This is a genomic window from Kitasatospora sp. NPDC058184 (assembly GCF_042883725.1).
Lineage (GTDB): Bacteria > Actinomycetota > Actinomycetes > Streptomycetales > Streptomycetaceae > Kitasatospora.
Map to the genome: position 1 here is coordinate 199277 of NZ_JBHVVE010000014.1, position 17095 is coordinate 216371.

The 17095-nt window shown below is 73.6% G+C and carries 13 protein-coding genes and 2 tRNA genes; 6 read left to right on the top strand and 9 right to left on the bottom strand.

What is annotated here, in order from left to right; genetic code table 11:
- Positions 1–319: 319 nt before the first annotated feature.
- Complete coding sequence (locus tag ACFVXH_RS25805) at positions 320–745, bottom strand: OsmC family protein (RefSeq protein ID WP_049649677.1); 426 nt, start codon at positions 743–745, stop codon at positions 320–322.
- A gap of 276 nt (positions 746–1021) precedes the next feature.
- Between ACFVXH_RS25805 and ACFVXH_RS25810 the strand changes: the two genes are divergently transcribed.
- Positions 1022–1357 carry a chorismate mutase gene (locus tag ACFVXH_RS25810; protein ID WP_049649676.1) on the top strand — a complete coding sequence of 112 codons (336 nt, stop codon included), beginning with the start codon at positions 1022–1024 and terminating at the stop codon, positions 1355–1357.
- Positions 1358–1628: 271 nt separating this feature from the next.
- Entirely contained in the window at positions 1629–2417 is a 789-nt protein-coding gene (gene lepB, locus ACFVXH_RS25815) for a signal peptidase I (protein WP_380743842.1), read from the top strand.
- Here lepB and ACFVXH_RS25820 read toward each other — a convergent pair.
- The 3 genes from ACFVXH_RS25820 to ACFVXH_RS25830 all read right to left on the bottom strand — a co-directional run bounded on the left by ACFVXH_RS25820 (position 2380) and on the right by ACFVXH_RS25830 (position 6360).
- The gene (locus ACFVXH_RS25820; protein ID WP_387827492.1) at positions 2380–3480 is read right to left on the bottom strand and encodes a DMT family transporter; all 1101 of its coding nucleotides are present in this window, start codon (positions 3478–3480) and stop codon (positions 2380–2382) included. The two genes, lepB and ACFVXH_RS25820, sit on opposite strands and share 38 nt — an antisense overlap.
- 166 nt (positions 3481–3646) lie before the next feature.
- Complete coding sequence (locus ACFVXH_RS25825; RefSeq protein ID WP_387827495.1) at positions 3647–5893, bottom strand: transglycosylase domain-containing protein; 2247 nt, start codon at positions 5891–5893, stop codon at positions 3647–3649.
- A 393-nt stretch (positions 5894–6286) separates the two neighbouring features.
- Positions 6287–6360 (bottom strand) — tRNA-Lys (locus tag ACFVXH_RS25830).
- A gap of 198 nt (positions 6361–6558) precedes the next feature.
- On the opposite strand from ACFVXH_RS25830, the gene ACFVXH_RS25835 reads away from it, so the two are divergent.
- On the top strand, positions 6559–7350 hold the full coding sequence (locus ACFVXH_RS25835) for a DUF998 domain-containing protein (protein ID WP_079272663.1): 792 nt from the start codon (positions 6559–6561) through the stop codon (positions 7348–7350).
- A complete protein-coding gene (locus ACFVXH_RS25840; protein WP_387827498.1) occupies positions 7347–8231 on the top strand; it encodes an alpha/beta fold hydrolase in 885 nt (294 codons plus the stop codon). Before ACFVXH_RS25835 ends, ACFVXH_RS25840 begins: the two co-directional genes overlap by 4 nt.
- 50 nt (positions 8232–8281) lie before the next feature.
- Here the strand turns inward: ACFVXH_RS25840 and ACFVXH_RS25845 are convergent, their stop codons facing one another.
- The 5 genes from ACFVXH_RS25845 to ACFVXH_RS25865 form a co-directional block, all read right to left on the bottom strand.
- Complete coding sequence (locus ACFVXH_RS25845) at positions 8282–9007, bottom strand: GPP34 family phosphoprotein (RefSeq protein WP_387827501.1); 726 nt, start codon at positions 9005–9007, stop codon at positions 8282–8284.
- Positions 9008–9079: 72 nt separating this feature from the next.
- Positions 9080–9153 (bottom strand) — tRNA-Lys (locus ACFVXH_RS25850).
- Positions 9154–9223: 70 nt separating this feature from the next.
- Entirely contained in the window at positions 9224–11299 is a 2076-nt protein-coding gene (locus tag ACFVXH_RS25855; RefSeq protein WP_387827504.1) for a dipeptide ABC transporter ATP-binding protein, read from the bottom strand.
- The gene (locus ACFVXH_RS25860; protein WP_387827507.1) at positions 11296–12270 is read right to left on the bottom strand and encodes an ABC transporter permease; all 975 of its coding nucleotides are present in this window, start codon (positions 12268–12270) and stop codon (positions 11296–11298) included. The genes ACFVXH_RS25855 and ACFVXH_RS25860 overlap by 4 nt, the downstream gene beginning before the upstream one ends.
- Before the next feature lie 15 nt (positions 12271–12285).
- A complete protein-coding gene (locus ACFVXH_RS25865; protein ID WP_380778875.1) occupies positions 12286–13266 on the bottom strand; it encodes an ABC transporter permease in 981 nt (326 codons plus the stop codon).
- A 377-nt stretch (positions 13267–13643) separates the two neighbouring features.
- On the opposite strand from ACFVXH_RS25865, the gene ACFVXH_RS25870 reads away from it, so the two are divergent.
- Together ACFVXH_RS25870 and ACFVXH_RS25875 are read left to right on the top strand one after the other, a co-directional pair.
- Positions 13644–15350 carry an ABC transporter family substrate-binding protein gene (locus tag ACFVXH_RS25870; protein WP_387827510.1) on the top strand — a complete coding sequence of 569 codons (1707 nt, stop codon included), beginning with the start codon at positions 13644–13646 and terminating at the stop codon, positions 15348–15350.
- Positions 15351–15845: 495 nt separating this feature from the next.
- Positions 15846–17069 carry a low temperature requirement protein A gene (locus tag ACFVXH_RS25875; RefSeq protein WP_387827513.1) on the top strand — a complete coding sequence of 408 codons (1224 nt, stop codon included), beginning with the start codon at positions 15846–15848 and terminating at the stop codon, positions 17067–17069.
- The last annotated feature ends 26 nt before the right edge of the window (positions 17070–17095 follow it).

Sequence of the window (17095 nt, forward strand, 5' to 3'; positions counted from 1 at the left end):
GGCGCCGGTGCGCGGGGACCCGCCTGAAGGACAGGGCGCTGCGGCCGATCATAGGCCGCGACGGCAACACGCGGTGACCGCCGCCAGGGTGATTCGCCCGCTTTGTGATCATGAATGGCGGTACGTGCAGACGCCCCCGGTGCACATCACATGATGTGCGCCAGGGGCGCGTGCGCTGAAGCCGCGCCCCTGGGCGCCGACCGTGCGCCGGACGCGGACCGGTCGCGCGCCGACCGCGGGCCGGACACCGGCCGGGAGCCGGACGCCGGCCGGTCCCCGAGGGGCGCGGTGAAGAAGAAGAGGAGAAGAGGGGTGCGGTTCAGGCCAGCTTGGCGGTGAGGGTGATGGTGGTGCCGGTCAGGGCCTGGCTGACCGGGCAGTTGGCCTTGGCGTCCTCGGCGGCCTTGACGAAGCCCGCCTCGTCCAGGCCCGGCACCGTGCCGGTGACGGTCAGGTGGATGCCGGTGATGCCCTCGCCCGGCTGGAAGGTGACGTCGGCCTGGGTCTCCAGCGTGGTGGGCGGGGTGCCGGCGCCGGTGAGGCCGTGGGAGAGGGCCATCGAGAAGCACGCCGAGTGGGCGCCGGCGATGAGCTCCTCCGGGCTGGTCTTGCCGTTGGCCTGCTCGGCGCGGGACGGCCAGGACACCGGGTACGTGCCGATGCCGGACGATTCGAAGGTCACCTGGCCCTGGCCGGCGACGAGGTTGCCCTCCCAGGCCGTACGGGCGGTGCGGGTGGTTGCCACGATCGGTTCCTCCAGTGCTGAGGGAGAGTGTTCGAGCGGTCACTTCCGGTCATGCGTGCCCCAGCCTACGGGCAGGGGCCTCCCCGCTCCGGCGTGTCACGCCGCAGCGGGGAGGCGGTGCGCGGTGCCGGCGGGCGGCTCCGGGGCACTGTCCGGATCGTGGACGGTTCTGTTCGACGGTGCGGGGCCGGAGCGGGGGCCCTGTTAGATTTGCCCGGGCCCGAGCCCGGCCGGCGTACGGTCGGGCGCCCACTCCAGACACCGGGAGCCGCCCCGATGACGGACCACTCCACGACCCCCGACGCCGCTCTGCCCCAGGGGATCGACGACGCCGTACGGGCCGAGCTGACCAGCCTGCGCGAGAGCATCGACAACATCGACGCCGCGGTGGTCCACATGCTGGCCGAGCGTTTCAAGGCGACCCAGCGGGTCGGCCGGCTCAAGGCCGAGCACAAGCTGCCGCCGGCCGACCCGGCGCGCGAGCGGGACCAGATCAAGCGGCTGCGGGAGCTGGCGGCGGGGGCGAAGCTGGACCCGGTCTTCGCGGAGAAGTTCCTGAACTTCATCATCGCCGAGGTCATCCGCCACCACGAGGCCATCGCCCGCGCCTGACCGGGCCGGAGCCCGCACGCCCGGAGGCCCCGCGCCCAGAGCCCGCACCCCACCCGGAGACGGAGACGGAGCGGACCGCCGGCAGCGGGCCCCGGTCGTTCCCGGCCCCTCCCGGCCGTTCCCAGGTGACCCCCGGTGATCCCCGGTGCGCCCCCCGGGGCTCCCCTGGGACACCCGGCGATGTCGGCGGCGGCTAAATGACCGATTTCGTCAGGCTCCACGGTTGGCGTAGCGTGCAGGTTTCCCCAGCCGGAGAGGTGGAGCAGCGACGATGGCGGTGAACCTGCCCGAAACGCCCAGCGGGGCCGGAGCCCCCAGCGGCTCCGCGTCGAACGTCCACGAGGTGTCCGGCGGCCGCGCCGAGGCCCGCCGTCGGGCGCGCGGTTCGCGCGGCCGTACGGACCGCCGCGCGGGCCGGCGTCCCCGGCCGTGGTGGATCGAGCTGCCGGTGATGGCGGCGGTCGGCCTGGTGGTCGCGCTGCTGATCAAGACCTGCCTGTTCCAGGTGTTCACCATCCCGTCCGGCTCGATGGAGAACACCCTGCGGATCGGCGACCGGGTCGGCGTGAACAAGCTGGCGCCGCTGACCGGCTGGGAGCCGGAGCCGGGGCAGCCGGTGGTGTTCAAGGACCCGGGGGGCTGGCTGCCGCCGCAGCCGACCGACCCGAACCCGGTCACCAACACCGTGAGCTCGGTGCTCAGCTTCGTCGGCCTGGTGCCGCCGAAGGACGACAACTACCTGGTCAAGCGGGTCATCGCGACCGGCGGCCAGACCGTGCAGTGCGAGGGCACCACACTGACCGTCGACGGGCGGAAGGTCGACGAGCCGTACCTGCACCCCGGGGACGACTCCTGCGCCGGGCTGGACTTCGGGCCGGTGAAGGTGCCCTCGGGCTACGTCTGGGTCGAGGGCGACCACCGCAGCGACTCCGCGGACTCCCGGTACCACCAGCACGGCCCGGGCGGCGGCGCCGTGCCGGTGGACAACGTGGTCGGCCCGGTGTCGGCCGTCGTGTGGCCGCTCAGTCACCTCGACTGGTTCGGCTGGACCGGCCGCTGATCCCGCGCTCGGCGGCCACCCGGTCGGGGACCCCGGGCCCGGCGGCTCCAGGGCCGTCGGCCCCCGCGTCTGAACCCGAGCCCGATCCCGATCCCGTTCCCGAGCCCGAACCCGTCCCAGCCCCCGAACCCGCCTCCGCGGGCTTGCTCGCCTGCGCCGCGAAGGCGCCGGTCAGCACCAGCAGGCCGCCCGCGATCTGCGGCACCCCGAGGTGCTCGCCGAGCAGCACCCAGGCCGTCACGGTGGCGACCACGGCCTCCAGGTTGGCGACCACCCCGGCGATCGGCGGCGAGAGGTAGCCGACCGAGATCACCCCGGTCAGGTAGGCGAGCACGGTCGCGATCAGGACCATCCACGCGGCCGGGACGAACGCGGGCAGGGTGTGCCCGTTCATCACCACCGACCCGCCGAGCCGGCTCCAGTCGGCCTGCCACGGCCGGGTGAGGACGGTGAGCAGCACCGCGCCGACGAGCAGCCCGAACGCGCTGACGGCGAGCGGGTCGACCGGGCGGTCGCCGTGCCGGCCGGCGTCGGCGAGCACGAAGTAGCCGACCTGGCAGAAGGCCGCGCCGAGGGCGAACAGCACGCCCAGCGCGTCGAAGCTCAGACCGTTCCAGACCTCGACCACGCAGGCCAGCCCGGCCACCGCGACGCCGGCGCCGATGGCCGCGCCGCGGGTGATCGGCTTGCGCTGGACGAACTTGACGTAGCCGATCAGCAGCGGCGGGCCGAGGTACTCGATGAGCAGGGCGACGCCGACCGGGATGCGGGAGATCGCCGCGAAGTAGCAGGCCTGGACGCCCGCCACGGCGAGCAGGCCGAAGCCGAGCAGCAGGCCGGGGCGGCGCAGGACGGCGTCCCGGTGCCGGTAGGCGATCGGGAGGAGTGCCACCGCCGCCCCGGTGACGCGGAGCCACACCACGTGCAGGGGGGAGAGTCCGGCCTCTATCAGCGGCTTGGCCGCGGTGCCGGAGCCGCCGAAGGCGAAGGCGGAGACGAGCGCGAGGCCGAGGCCGAGGGTTCTGCCCGAAGGGAGGGTGGGCGAGGCCGTTGATCTGTGCACGGCCGCATTGTGACAGTCATACCAATGATCGGGTAAGGCGCCATTCCGTCATTCGGTCCTGCCCTTCACCGTACGCGGCGGCGAAATCACTCGGCCCCGGCCGCCCGGTCTCAGCTGAGAGCGGGCGGCCGGGGCCGAGTGAACGGGCCGGGGTGATCGGACCCCGTCAGCCCCCGGACCGGGACGAGGCGCCCGCCCCCGTGAGCGCGTCCGTCCCGCCCGTCCCGCCCGTGGGCTGGCCGGTCGGCTGGCTGGTCGGGGGCGCGGTCGGCTGGGTGGTCTGCGTCGGCTTCGAGGTGGGCCGGGGCGGCCGGGTGGGCTGGGTGGTGGGCTGGCTGGTCGGCGGGGCCGTCGGCGCGGTGGTCGCGCCGCCGTCGGTGCCGCCCGACGGGGTCGAGCCCGAGCCGTCGCCCGGCGCCGTGGTGGGGCCGGTGCTCGGAGCGCCGCTGGGGGCGCCCGTCGACGGGGCGCTGCTCGGCGTGCTCGGGGCGGTCGGCAGGTCGGTGGCGCCCGAGGAGTCGCCGCCCGCCGGAGTGGCGAAGTCGCTGACCGGCTGGCCCTTGAGCGCGGACTTCATGTAGCTGGTCCAGATCTGGGCCGGGAACTGGCCGCCGGCCGCGCCGTCGATGCCGCCGACGCCGCTCAGGCTGACCTGGGAGCCATTGCCCGGGTCCTGGCCGAACAGGGCGACCGAGGTGACCAGCTCGGGGGTGTAGCCCACGAACCAGACCGACTTCTGGTCGTCGGTGGTGCCGGTCTTGCCCGCCACCGGTCGGCCGAGGCCCTTGGCTCGCCAGCCGGTGCCGCCCGGGTCGCTTACCACGCCCTGGAGCATCGAGGTGACCTGGTTGGCGGTGTCCTCGCTGATCGCCTGGGTGGTCTTGTGCGCGGGCAGCGCGACGTTCTCGCCCTCACGGTCCACCGACTGCACCAGCCACGGGGTGATCTGCTTGCCGCCGTTGTCCAGCGTGGCGTACACGCCCGCCATGTCGAGCACGCTCGGGGTGGCCGCGCCCAGCGGGATGGACGGCACCGGGTCGAGGCCCGGGGTGTTGCCGGGCAGGCCCATCGCGACGGCGGTGTCCTTGACCTTCTGGAGCCCGGTGTCCTGCGCGAGCTGCGCGAACGCCGAGTTGACCGACCAGTCGGTGGCCTGCTGGAGGGTGATCTGGCCGTAGCTCTTGTCGCCCTCGTTCGGCGGCGCGTACGGGGTGCCCTTGCCGCCGCGGACCTTCCGGCCGCTGGTGCCGTCGTACACCGTACGCGGGGTGACGGTGCGACCCTCCTGGGTCTTGGCGTTGTTCTCGAAGGCGGCGGCCAGCGCGATCGCCTTGAAGGTCGAGCCGGCCTGGTAGTCGCGCCGGGTGGCGTTGTCGACGTAGTGCTTCACGTAGTCGACGCCGCCGTACAGGGCGACGACCGCGCCGGTCTTCGGGTCCACCGAGGCGGCGCCGGCCTGGGCGGCCGCGTCCTTCTTCCGCTTGTCCGGGTTCAGGCTGTCGTGCAGCTGGGCCTGGACGGAGTCCTGGAGGGCCTGCTGGCGGGCCGGGTCGATGCTCAGCTTGATCGTGTAGCCGCCCTTGGCCAGCTCGGTCTCGTTGATCACGCCGCTGGAGGTGAGGTACTGGGTGGCCGCGTCGACCAGGTAGCCGGCCTGGCCGGACAGGCCCGGGTTGGGCTGGGGGTCCCGGACCTCCGGGAAGGCGGTCCTGGCCCGCTCGTCCGCGGAGAGCCAGCCCTCCTTGACCATGCCGTCGAGCACGTAGTTCCAGCGGTTGACGGCGTTCTGCTTGCCCGCCGCGGTCGCGGTGGCGACGTCGTAGGCGCTCGGGGCGTTCAGCAGGGTGGCCAGGTAGGCGCCCTGGGCGGGATCGAGGGCGGACGCGTCGATGCCGAAGTACGCCTGGGAGGCGGCCTGGATGCCGTAGGCGCCGCGGCCGTAGTAGGAGGTGTTCAGGTAGCCGGAGAGGATGTCGTTCTTGCTCTCGGTGGCGTCCACCTTGATGGCGATGAACAGTTCCTTCACCTTGCGGGTGACCGACTGCTTCTGGTTCAGGTACGTGTTCTTCACGTACTGCTGGGTGATGGTGGAGCCGCCCTGGGTGCCCTGGCCCTTGGCGGTGTTGACCGCGGCCCGGGCCAGGCCCTGGACGTTGACCGCGCCCTCGTTGTAGAAGTTCCGGTCCTCGGCGGCCAGCGCGGCGTGCTGGGCGGCGGGGGAGACCTTGTCCAGGGAGACGTTCTGCCGGTTGGTCTGGCCGGTGCGGGTGAGCACCGAACCGTCCGCGTAGAGCCAGGTGTTGCTCTGGGCGGTGGCGGCGGCGTGCGCGTCCGGCACCTTCACCAGGGCGATCCCGAGGGCGAACAGACCGATGCCGAGCAGCAGCGCGGAGCCGAAGCCCAGCAGGGTCATCCGCCAGGTGGGTATCAGCCGGCGCCAGCCGGTGCGCTTCGGACGTCGCGGCTTCCTGCCGCCGGACCCGCCGGACCCGCCGGCCGGGCCGGCGGAGCGCTTGAGCCGTTTGACCGGCCGGAGACTGATCGACGGCGTGCGACGGCCGCCCTGGGCGTTTCTGGACAAAGCGCGGCCTTTCCTGCGGGCGCATCGAGGCAGCCCGGCACGGACGGGGACATCGGCGGTTGGGGACCTTTGTCCCGATTCCGGTTTTACTGCCCTGGACGAGCAGAACGGGCCGGATAGCTCCGGCGGATCGCCAATCGAGACCGACATCACACGCAAAACGGACGTCGGAGGCCAAAAAATCGGGGAGCCCCTCGCTGCTGCGAGAGGCTCCCCAAATGTCTGTGCGCCGCCAGGGACTCGAACCCCGGACCCGCTGATTAAGAGTCAGCTGCTCTAACCAACTGAGCTAGCGGCGCCTGCTGACCTGGAAAACAATACACGGTTCCGAGGGGTGCCTCGAACCATCACCGAGCCATCACCGAACCGTCGCCGGGCTGCCCCCGGGTCGTCCCCGGGTCGTGCCCGGGCACCCGCGAACGACCCGGGCGGCGGCCGATCGATCCACCCCTTTCCTTCCGGTTGGTCCGGAGTTCGCCGCTGGTTAGGGTGGAACGGTGCCCCGCCCCCAGCCAGGCCACCGCGCCGCGCGGACGACGGTCGCCACCCTGCTGCTGCTCAGCGCCGTGGCGTACACCGCCTGGGTGCTGGAGGTCGTGCTGAGCACCGGACTCGACCCGGTGCAGGCGTACATCAGCGAACTCGCCGCCGAGGACCAGCCGCTGGGCGGCCTGTTCCGGGCCACCGACCTGGCCGCCGGGCTCTGCCTGCTCGCCGCCGCCGGCACCGCCCTCGCCACCGGGCGGGTCGGGGCCTCGCGGCGGCGGCGCTGGGCGCTGGCCGGCTGGTCCGCGCTCGCCCTGTTCGGCGCCGCGACCGCCGCCGACTCCCGGCTGCCGCTCAGCTGCGCCCCCACCAGCGACGAGATGTGCGCCGCCCGGGAGACCGCCGGGCTCGTCCCCGCCACCCACACCGCGCACGCGGTCACCAGCAGCCTCGCCATGGCCGGGGCGCTCACCGCGCTGGTCTCGCTCACCGTGGCCGCCCGGCGCTACCGCTGGTGGCCGCCGGTGCGCCGGTTCGGGCCCTGGCTGCTGGGCGCCGAACTGCTCGCCACCGGCTGGAGCCTCGCCTCGATCGCCGCCTTCCAGGCCGGGCGCGGCACCTGGGCGCTCGGGGCCGGGCAGCGGCTCCAGGTGCTGCTGGTCGCGCTCTGGCTCGGCCTGCTGGCCCTGGGCGTCGCCCGCTCGGACGGTACGGACGAGGACGCCGAGGACGCCGAGGTGAACCAGGGGGACGAGGGGCGGCGCCGACCGACCGAACCGTCCCCGGGACGGAGGCCGACATGAGCACCGCCGGACCGGAGGCCGTCGACCGGGCGCGCTTCCTGCGCGTCGACGGCGTCCCGCTGCACGTCCGCACCGAGGGCAGCGGCCCGGTCTGCCTGCTCTCCGGCGGCCTCGGCAGCAGCTGGTTCGACTGGGACCTGGTCGTCCCCTTCCTCACCCCGTACCGCACCGTGGTCCGCTTCGACCGGCCCGGTTACGGGCTGAGCGCCGGGGAGCCCGCCACCGGGCGGCCCGCGCCGACGGCGGCCGGCGAGGCCGGGCGGATCCGGGCGGTGCTGGACGGCCTCGGGCTGCGGGAGCCCTGCACCGTGGTCGGGCACTCGCTGGCCGGCTTCCACGTCGAGGCCTTCGCCCGGCTGCACCCCGAGCGGACCGCCGGGCTGGTGCTGGTCGACGGCAGCGTGGAGGCGGCGGCCCGGCCCTACCCGGCACCCGCCGCGCGCGACCTGGCGGCCCGGGCGGTGGCCGGCGCCGCCACCGCCCTCGCCGTGCCCTACCTGCTGGGCCCGACCGCCCGCCGGGCCATGGCCCGGCTGTCCACCGTCCGCCGCGAGGATCTCGCCCCGGCGCCGCTGGTCCGGCACTGCTACCGCACCGGGCGGGCGCTGCGCGCGCTGCTGCGGGAGAACGGCCGCTACCTCGACACGGCCGCCGAACTGGACGAGCTGCGGCGCATCCGGCCGCTGGCCGAGGACCTGCCGGTGACCGTGTTGGCCGCCGACGACGGCTGCCGGACCCGCCGCACCGAGGACTGGCTGGCCCGGCAGCGGGAGCTGGCGGCACTGCTCGGGGCGGACTTCCGCACCACCGCCCCGGCCGGGCACCTGGTGATGTTCGACCGCCCGGACGCGGTGGCCTCGGCGGTGCTCGACACCCACTGAGCGGTCGGCCCGGGAGCCGGAGGCCGCGAGGGCGGGTGCCGGAGCACGGATCAGCCCCCGGACTGGGACCTCCGCCGGGTGATCTCCCGCTTCACGGCCCGGGGGACCGGCAGGTCGCGGGCCAGCTGCCGGACGGCGTGCCGGGTCTCGGCGCCGTCCGGACCCCGGTAGAGCCGGCGCTCCAGCCCGGCCGCCCCGATCAGGCCGGCCAGCTGCCGGTCGCGCTCGTCGGCCGGATCGGTCGGATCAGCCGCACCGGTCGGACCAGAGAGACCAGTCGGACCAGAGAGACCGGAGAGCCCGGAGAGCCCGGCGCGCGCCAGCGTGGCCGCCGTCCGGGCGGCGATCAGCGCTCCGGCGTCCGGCCGCACGGCCGTCCAGCGGCGGTAGGGCAGCCCGAGGAAGCGGTGGCTCCGGACGGTCAGCACGCCCTGCCCGACCATCCGGTCCAGGTGGTGGTGGGTCGCCCGGCCGTGCGGGTGGGTCAGCGCGCGCAGCGCGTGTTCGAGGGTCCGGGGCCGGCCCTCGCCCGCCTGCCCGAGGTCGGCCAGGACGGCGGCGGCGAGTTCGTCCTGGCCGCCCGGCGGCCGGTGGCCGGTGATCCGGCGCCCGTCGACGGTGATCGTGCCGGCCAGCTGGAGCTCGGCGAGGACGGCGCCCGCGACTGCCGTCGAGAGGGTGAGGGCGGGGATCCGAAGGCGTCCGTCCGCCGGGTCGGCGCAGAGCAGCAGCAGTTCCTCGGCCAGGGGCCGGGTGCCGGTGTCGGGGGAGTTCATGGGGAGAGGCCTACCCGGCCCGGAAACGCCTCAGGCCGCCCACCGGAGTGGACGGCCTGAGACCTTGCCATGTGCGCCGCCAGGGACTCGAACCCCGGACCCGCTGATTAAGAGTCAGCTGCTCTAACCAACTGAGCTAGCGGCGCTTGCTGACGTCGAAGACTTTACACGCCGCCGACCGGATCCACCGAATCGTGTTCGAGTGATCACCGATTGTCACTGCCCCCGGGTTGCCGGCTCCGGGTGGTGGCAGGCCGCCTGGTGGTCCGCCCCGGGGGCGCCGAGCAGGGCCGGCCGCTCCTGTTCGCAGCGGGCCCGGTCCGCCGGGGCGGTGAGCGCGGCGTAGCGCGGGCAGCGGGTGCGGAAGACGCAGCCGGTGCGGCGCTCGGTGGGCGGGGGCGGGTCGCCGGCCAGCAGGATGCGGTCGCGGGCGCGCTCGGCGGCGGGGTCGGGCAGCGGGACGGCGGAGAGCAGGGCGCGGGTGTACGGGTGGCGGGGGCGGTCGAAGACGGCGGAGACCTCGCCCTGCTCGACCGTCCGGCCGAGGTACATCACGCTGACCCGGTCGGCGAGGTGCCGGATCACCGAGAGGTCGTGCGAGACGAACAGGTAGGAGAGGCCCAGTTCGGCCTTGAGGGCCTGGAGCAGGTTGAGCACCCCGGCCTGGATGGAGACGTCCAGGGCGGAGACCGGCTCGTCCAGCACCAGCAGCCCGGGCCGGACGGCGAGGGCCCGGGCGATCGAGACGCGCTGGCGCTGGCCGCCGGAGAACTGGTGCGGGTAGCGGACGGCGTGCTCCGGGTCGAGGCCGACCTGGCGCAGCAGCTCGGGCACCCGGCGGGCGATCTCCTCGCGCGGGGCGCGCTGGGCGAGCAGTGGTTCGGCGACGATGTCGCCGATCGGCATCCGGGGGTCGAGGCTGGCCATCGGGTCCTGGAAGACGATCTGCACCCGGGCGCGGAGCCGGTGGGCCTCGGCCCGGGTGAGCGTCGCGGTGTCGTGGCCGAGCAGCTCGATCCGGCCGGTCTCCGGGGCGCCGAGCCGCAGCAGTTCGAACAGGGTGGTGGACTTGCCGGAGCCGGACTCCCCGACCAGGCCGAGGGTCTCGCCCTCCCGCAGGTCCAGGTCGACGCCGTCCACCGCGTACACCTCGCCGACCTTGCGCTTGAACACCGTGCCCTTGAGGAGGGGGAACGTTTTTTCCAGGCCGCTCACCGACAGCACCGGCGTCCGGGTGGAGCGGTCGACGGGGCCGGCGGCGGCCGGCGGCAGCTCCGGAACGGGGTAGACCTCGGCGGGCGCGGGCCGCCGCTCGGCGAGCTCCGCCGACCGTACGCAGGCGGACAGGTGCTCCTCCGTACCCTGCAGGGCGGGCTCGGCCGTCGTGCAGCGCGCCTCCGCGAGCGGGCAGCGCGGCGCGAAGGGGCAGCCCGGGGGCAGTTCGGCCATCGGCGCCGGGGTGCCGGGGATCGGTACGAGCGGACCGCCGCGCCCGTCCAGCCGGGGCAGCGCGCCGATCAGGCCGAGCGAGTACGGGTGGTGCGGGGCCGCGAAGAGCTCGTCCACCCCGGCCGTCTCGACCACCCGTCCGGCGTACATCACCGCGACCCGGTCGGCCGCCCCGGCGATCACCCCGAGGTCGTGGCTGACCAGGACGAGCGCCGCGCCGGTCTCCCGCTGGGCGGTGCGCAGCACGTCCAGCACCTGGGCCTGGATGGTGACGTCGAGGGCGGTGGTGGGCTCGTCGGCGAGCAGGATGTCGGGATCGTTGGCGACCGCCATGGCGATCATCGCGCGCTGCCGCATGCCGCCGGAGAACTCGTGCGGGAAGCTGTCCAGGGCCCGGTCGGGCGCCGGGATGCCGACCAGGTCGAGGAGTTCGGCGGCCCGGCGGCGCGCGGCGGCCCGGTCCACCCGCTGGTGGACGCGGACCGCCTCGGCGATCTGGTCGCCGATCCGGTAGACCGGGGTGAACGCGGACAGCGGGTCCTGGAAGACCATGGCGATCCGGCGGCCGCGGATCGCGGCGAGCTCCCGGCCCGGCAGCCCGACCAGTTCCCGCCCGTCCAGCCGCACCGAGCCGCTGACCCGCGCCGTGCCGGGCAGCAGCCCGAGCACGGACAGCGCGGTCACGGACTTCCCGGAGCCGGACTCGCCGACGATGCCGAGGGTCTCGCCGCGCCGCAGGGTGAGGTCCACCCCGCGGACGGCGGGGACCGGGCCGTCGGGCCCGGCGAAGTCGACCCGCAGGTCCCGGACGGCGAGCAGCGGGGTTTCGACGGTGGTGGTCACGGGAGCTTCCTACGGCTGGCAGGGCGGTGGGAACGGCGGGTGGACCGGGAGCGGCGGGCGGACCGGGAACGGCGGGGCGCGGTCCCGGAGGTGGGGTCGAGGGCGTCGCGCAGCCCGTCCCCGATCAGGTTGACGGCGAGCACGAACAGCACCAGCAGCGCCGCGGCGAAGTAGAACAGCCAGGGGAACACCGGGGCCTCGCCGGTCCCGGCGGCGAGCAGGGTGCCGAGCGAGACGTCCGGCGGCTTGACCCCGAAGCCGAAGTAGGAGAGCGCGGTCTCGCTCATCACGGCGCCGCCGACCGCGATGGTGGCGTCGATGATGAGGAAGGAGGCGACGTTCGGCAGGATGTGCCGGCTGATGATCCGCAGCGGCCGTACGCCCATGAACCGTGCGGCGCGGACGAATTCGCGCTCGCGCAGGGAGATGGTCATCGAGCGGACCACCCGGGCGGTGATCATCCAGTTGAACAGCGCGAGCAGCAGGACGAAGGCGATCCAGCCGGCGCTCTTCAGCCGGGACGAGACGATGGTGATGATCAGGAAGGCCGGGAAGACCAGCAGCAGGTCCACCAGGAACATCAGCGCCCGGTCGGCCCAGCCGCCGAAGTAGCCGGCGCAGGCGCCGACCACGGAGGCCAGCACGGTGGAGAGCAGCGCCACCAGCAGTCCGATGACCAGCGACTTCTGCAGGCCGCGGACGGTCTGCGCGAAGACGTCCTGGCCGACCCCGTTGGTGCCGAACCAGTGTTCGGCGGACGGGGGTTGGTGCAGGGCGGAGAAGTCGGGGGTGGCGTAGTCCCAGGGCGTCAGGTACGGCCCGCCGAAGGCGAGCGCGAACAGCAGCAGCACCATGACGGCGCCGACCACGGCCCCGCGGGCGGCGAGCAGCCGGGCGAGGACGAGCCGGCCGCGGCCGGTGCCCCGGGGGGCGGTGGCCGGGGCGGAAGGCTCGGCGACGGTGGTGGTCATTCGGCTCTCCTCCGGTCAGGACCGCACGCGCGGGTCGAGGGCGGCGTGCAGGGTGTCCGCGAGGAAGCCGGAGACGAGCACGACGACGGCGGTGAACAGGTTGATCGCCACCACCGAGTTGACGTCCTGTTCGTTGATCGACTTGATCAGCCACTCGCCCATGCCGTGCCAGCCGAAGATCGTCTCGGTGAAGATCGCGCCGGTGAAGATGCCCAGGAAGCTGTAGGCGAACATGGTCGACATCGGGATCACCGCGGTGCGCAGCCCGTGCTTGAGCAGTGCCCGGCCGCGGGTCAGGCCCTTGGCCTCGGCGGTGCGCAGGTAGTCGGAGCCGAGCACGTCGAGCATGGTGCCGCGCTGGTAGCGGCTGTAGGTGGCGAGGCCGCCGAGGGCCAGCGAGATGGTGGGCAGCAGCAGGTGCAGCGCCCAGTCGGCGAGGTGGGCGCCGAGGCCGCCGGCGAGCCCGGGGGTCTCGTAGCCGGTGAACGGGACCACCTCGTGGCCGGCCGCGTCCTTGGCGGCGATGGCGCCGTTCTTGAGGAACAGCGCGACCAGGAAGACCGGGGTGGAGAGCAGCACGAAGGACAGCACGGTGAGCAGCCGGTCGGAGATCCGGTACTGGCGCACCGCGCTCCACGCCCCGGCGGCGACGCCGAGGACCATGCCCAGCAGGCTGCCGAGCAGCAGCAGCCGCAGCGAGACCCAGACCCGGCGGCCGAAGTCGTCGGTGACCGGGGTGTCGTGGATGGTCCGGCCGAGGTCGCCCTCCAGCAGCCCGCCGGCCCAGTGGCCGAAGCGCTCGACCACCGGGGTGCGGTCGTTCAGGTTGAGCGCGGTGAGCTGGCGCTCGACCGATTCGACGGACGGCCGGGGGACCTTGGCCTCGAAGTAGGTGCGCGGCTGCAGGGCGGTCGCGGAGATCGCGTACGCCAGGAAGACGGCGGCGATCAGCAGCACCGCGTAGTAGCTCAGCCGTTTCGCCAGGAAGCGGAGCATCAACGGCCGCCCGTCGCGGTGCGGGTGGGGCCGACGCGTCTGGTGGGCATCGGGTGGTGGCCTCCGGTCCGGGCCCGGTGGGGGCGTCGGGTGACAGGGTTCGTCTGGGTTCGTTCTGGTTCGTCGGATCGTCAGATGGCGTGGTTCGTCCGGCAGTTGGGAAAACGCAGGTCAGAGTGAAGCACCCGGGCACTGAGGCGGTGTTGCGCCCGTGTTGCCGCGTGTGACTTTTCGATCAGGTGTGCCCTCCTCCCCCTGGTGGCGGATCTGATCCGCTGTTACCTTCTGCTCGCCCGGTGCCGAATTGGCTGCCCACGCTCAAGCCCCGTCACACCTCTCGCGCCCCAACTCCCGTCATCGATCCCAGGGGGACCCTCATGGACGCTTCCACCACGGCCCGCCGCCTCGGCCGGGCCGCCGCGCTCGCCGTCGCCGTCGCGCTCGCGGTCACCGCGTGCACCTCGGGCGGGGCCGGCTCCGCCGACAAGGTGGCCAAGAGCGAGCCGCCGAGACAGGACTCCGAGGACGTCAACCCCAAGGCGCCGGACCAGATCAAGGACGGCGGGGAGGTGCGCTTCCAGCTGGACCAGTGGATCACCCAGTGGAACCCGCTCCAGGTGGACGGCGGCTCCTACACCGACACGGTGAACCTCATCCGCGCCCTGGAGCCCTCGCTCTTCCGCACCGACGCCTCCGGCGCCTTCCGGGCGGACCCGGACTACCTGGTGGGGGCCGAGGTCACCTCGACCTCGCCGCAGGTGGTCACGTACAAGCTGAACCCCAAGGCCACCTGGTCGGACGGCAAGCCGCTGAGCTACCTGGACTTCAAGGCCGACTGGCAGGCGGGCAACGGCAAGGACCCGGCGTACAACATCTACGACCCGTCCGGCTACGAGCTGATCTCCGCGGTCGAGCAGGGCGCCGACCCGAGCGAGGTCAAGGTCACCTTCTCGGAGCCGTACGCGGACTGGCAGAACCTGTTCCGCCCGCTGATCCCGGCGGCCGGCATCGCCACCCCGGACGACTTCAACAAGGGCTGGGTGGAGAAGGTCCCGATCACCGCGGGCGCGCTGAAGATCGGTGTGGCGGACAAGACCGCGCAGACCATCAGCCTGGTGCCGGACCCGGCCTGGTGGGGCACCCGGGCCAAGCTGGACAAGATCACCTTCCGGGTGATGGACAAGGCCGCGAGCATCCAGGCGTACCTCAACAACGAGATCGACTTCGCCTCGGCCGGCACCGCCGCCGCGTACGGGCAGCTCAAGAACGCCAAGGACACCGTGATCCGGGCTGCCAGCCCCTGGGACGAGGTGCACATCTCCTTCGGCGGCACCGGCGCGCTGGCGGACCGGACGGTCCGCCAGGCACTCGGCAAGGCGCTCGACCGCTCGGCGCTGATCAAGATCGCCAACAACGGGGTGCCGGTGGAGTTCAAGCCGCTCGGCAATCACATCATCATGCCCAACCAGACCGGCTACCAGGACAACTCCGGTGAGTGGGCGACCTTCGACCTGGCCGCGGCCAAGAAGCTGCTCGACCAGGCCGGCTGGAAGGAGTCCGGCGGCGGCCAGCCGCGCACCAAGGACGGCAAGCCGCTGGAGCTGCACTGGGTGCTCAGCGACGGCACCGCGCAGGCCCAGCTCGACCTCGCCACCGCGGCGGCGGCGATGTGGCAGGCGGCCGGGGTCAAGGTCGACCTGGACAAGGTGGCGGCCAACGACTACTTCGCCAAGTACGTCACCCCGGGCAAGTTCGACATCGCGAGCTGGCGCAACACCGACTCGTTCCCGAACTCCAAGAGCCTGGCCAACTTCCGCCTGCCGGTGGGCGACAACACCTTCAGCAACCCCTCCCGGCTGGGCACCCCGGAGATCGACGCGCTGCTGAAGAAGGCGGCCGGGACGGTCGACCCGGCGGAGGCCGCGAAGCTCTACAACCAGGCGGACGCGAGGATCTGGGAGCTCGGCCACACCGTCGAGCTCTACCAGCGGCCCGCCGTGGTGGCGACCCGCAAGGGGCTGGCCAACTACGGCGCCTTCGGTCTCGCCCAGGAGGACTACAGCAAGCTCGGCTGGGAGAAGTAGCCGCCGCCGGGGCGGGGCGGGCCGCACGGCAGGCGCTGGCGAGCAGCGCGGTGATCACGAGGCCGGTGGCGCGGACGCGGGGGGATCGGCTCCGCCGCCCCCGCAATCCCGCCACCCGCCTTGACCTTCCGCGTTGCCCGCACGCCACCCGTGTCGTGGGGCCCGGCAGGGCCCGCGCTCTTCCAACCGGGGAAGAATCTAGCGGCGCTCCGGTCGCTCGCGACGCAGCGCGCGGGGCGCGCCCGGAAACCCGCCGCGCTGTCACCCGGTTCGCGCACCGGAGCGTCAACTACGGCTGACGGCAAGGAAAAAAGGGGACATACGGGGCCATCGTACCCGGAGGGCGCGCGGCCTTTCCGGGCCACGCCGGAGCGTGCACGGCCGTCGCGCCCGCGTGCACAGCCGTCGCGCCGGTGCGTGCGCCGGGCCGGGGCCGCTGCCAGGATGCGCGGGACGGTCCCCCCGCCCTCCTCCCGACTCCCCGGAGCAGCTCCGATGGCCAGTGACCCCGCCGCGACGGCACGCCCCAGCCACCCCGTCGATCCGCCGCCGGTGCGCCGGATGGTCCCGCGCGACCGGAACGAGCCGCACCGGGTCGCCACCCCGCTGGAGCTCTTCTTCGACCTCTGCTTCGTGGTCGCGGTCGGCCAGGCCGGGCGCGAACTGGCGGGCTCGCTGGCGGCCGGGCACTACGGCGACGGCCTGCGCGGCTACGTGCTGGCCTTCTTCGCGATCTGGTGGGCCTGGATGAACTTCACCTGGTTCGCCTCCGCGTACGACGTCGACGACGTGCCGTACCGGATCACCACGCTGGTGCAGATCGCCGGGGTGCTGATCCTCGCCGCCGGCGTGCCGCGGATCTTCGCCACCCAGGACCTGACGCTGGGGATCGTCGGCTACCTGGTGATGCGCCTGGCGATGGTCACCCAGTGGCTGCGCGCGGCCGCCGGCGAGCAGGGCCCGGCGCGCCGGGTCGCGCTGGGCTACGCGGCGGGGATCACGCTCTGCCAGGCCGGCTGGGTGGTGGTGCTGTTCCTGCCACAGGACGTCCGGCTCTACGTCATCCCGGTCGGGGTGCTGTGCGAGCTGGCCGTGCCGGTGGTCGCCGAACTGCGGGCGCGGACCTCCTGGCATCCGCACCACATCGCCGAACGGTACGGGCTGTTCACCCTGATCGTGCTCGGCGAGACGGTGGCGGCGGCGACCGTCGCGGTGCAGTCGGCGGTGGACGAGCACGAGGAGCTGGGCCGGCTGGTGCCGGTGGCCGCCGGCGGGCTGCTGATCTGCTTCGCGGCCTGGTGGATCTACTTCGCCCGGTCCGTCCACGAGCACCTGCGTTCCAACCGGCAGGCGCTGGTCTGGGGGTACGGGCACTACCTGGTGTTCGCCTCGGCGGCGGCGATCGGCACCGGGCTGGAGGTGGCGGTGGAGTCGGCGGTGCACCAGGCGCACATCTCCGAGACCGCCGCCACCGCGACGGTCACCGTGCCCACCGCGCTCTACCTGGTCACGGTCTGGTTCCTGCACTCCCGGCACACCAAGCGGGGCGCGGCGGCCCAGTCGGTGGCGCCGGCGGGGGCCGCGCTGGTGCTGGCCTGCACCGCGCTCGGCGGCTCCGGGGTGCTCGCGGCGGGCCTGGTCTGCGCGCTGATGGTGGCGGTGGGCGTGCTGGTCCACGGCCGGGAGAGCAGGCGGGCGGGCGCCCGCCGGGCGTACTGATCCGCCGGGCGTACTGATCCGCGGGG

Bases quoted from the DNA above. Each gene is read 5' to 3' on its own strand.
- ACFVXH_RS25810 (WP_049649676.1), top strand. From the start codon at position 1,022: ATGACGGACCACTCCACGACCCCCGACGCCGCTCTGCCCCAGGGGATC.
- lepB (WP_380743842.1), top strand. From the start codon at position 1,629: ATGGCGGTGAACCTGCCCGAAACGCCCAGCGGGGCCGGAGCCCCCAGC.
- ACFVXH_RS25825 (WP_387827495.1), bottom strand. From the start codon at position 5,893: ATGACCCTGCTGGGCTTCGGCTCCGCGCTGCTGCTCGGCATCGGTCTG.
- ACFVXH_RS25840 (WP_387827498.1), top strand. From the start codon at position 7,347: ATGAGCACCGCCGGACCGGAGGCCGTCGACCGGGCGCGCTTCCTGCGC.
- ACFVXH_RS25845 (WP_387827501.1), bottom strand. From the start codon at position 9,007: ATGAACTCCCCCGACACCGGCACCCGGCCCCTGGCCGAGGAACTGCTG.
- ACFVXH_RS25860 (WP_387827507.1), bottom strand. From the start codon at position 12,270: ATGACCACCACCGTCGCCGAGCCTTCCGCCCCGGCCACCGCCCCCCGG.
- ACFVXH_RS25865 (WP_380778875.1), bottom strand. From the start codon at position 13,266: ATGCTCCGCTTCCTGGCGAAACGGCTGAGCTACTACGCGGTGCTGCTG.
- ACFVXH_RS25870 (WP_387827510.1), top strand. From the start codon at position 13,644: ATGGACGCTTCCACCACGGCCCGCCGCCTCGGCCGGGCCGCCGCGCTC.
- ACFVXH_RS25875 (WP_387827513.1), top strand. From the start codon at position 15,846: ATGGCCAGTGACCCCGCCGCGACGGCACGCCCCAGCCACCCCGTCGAT.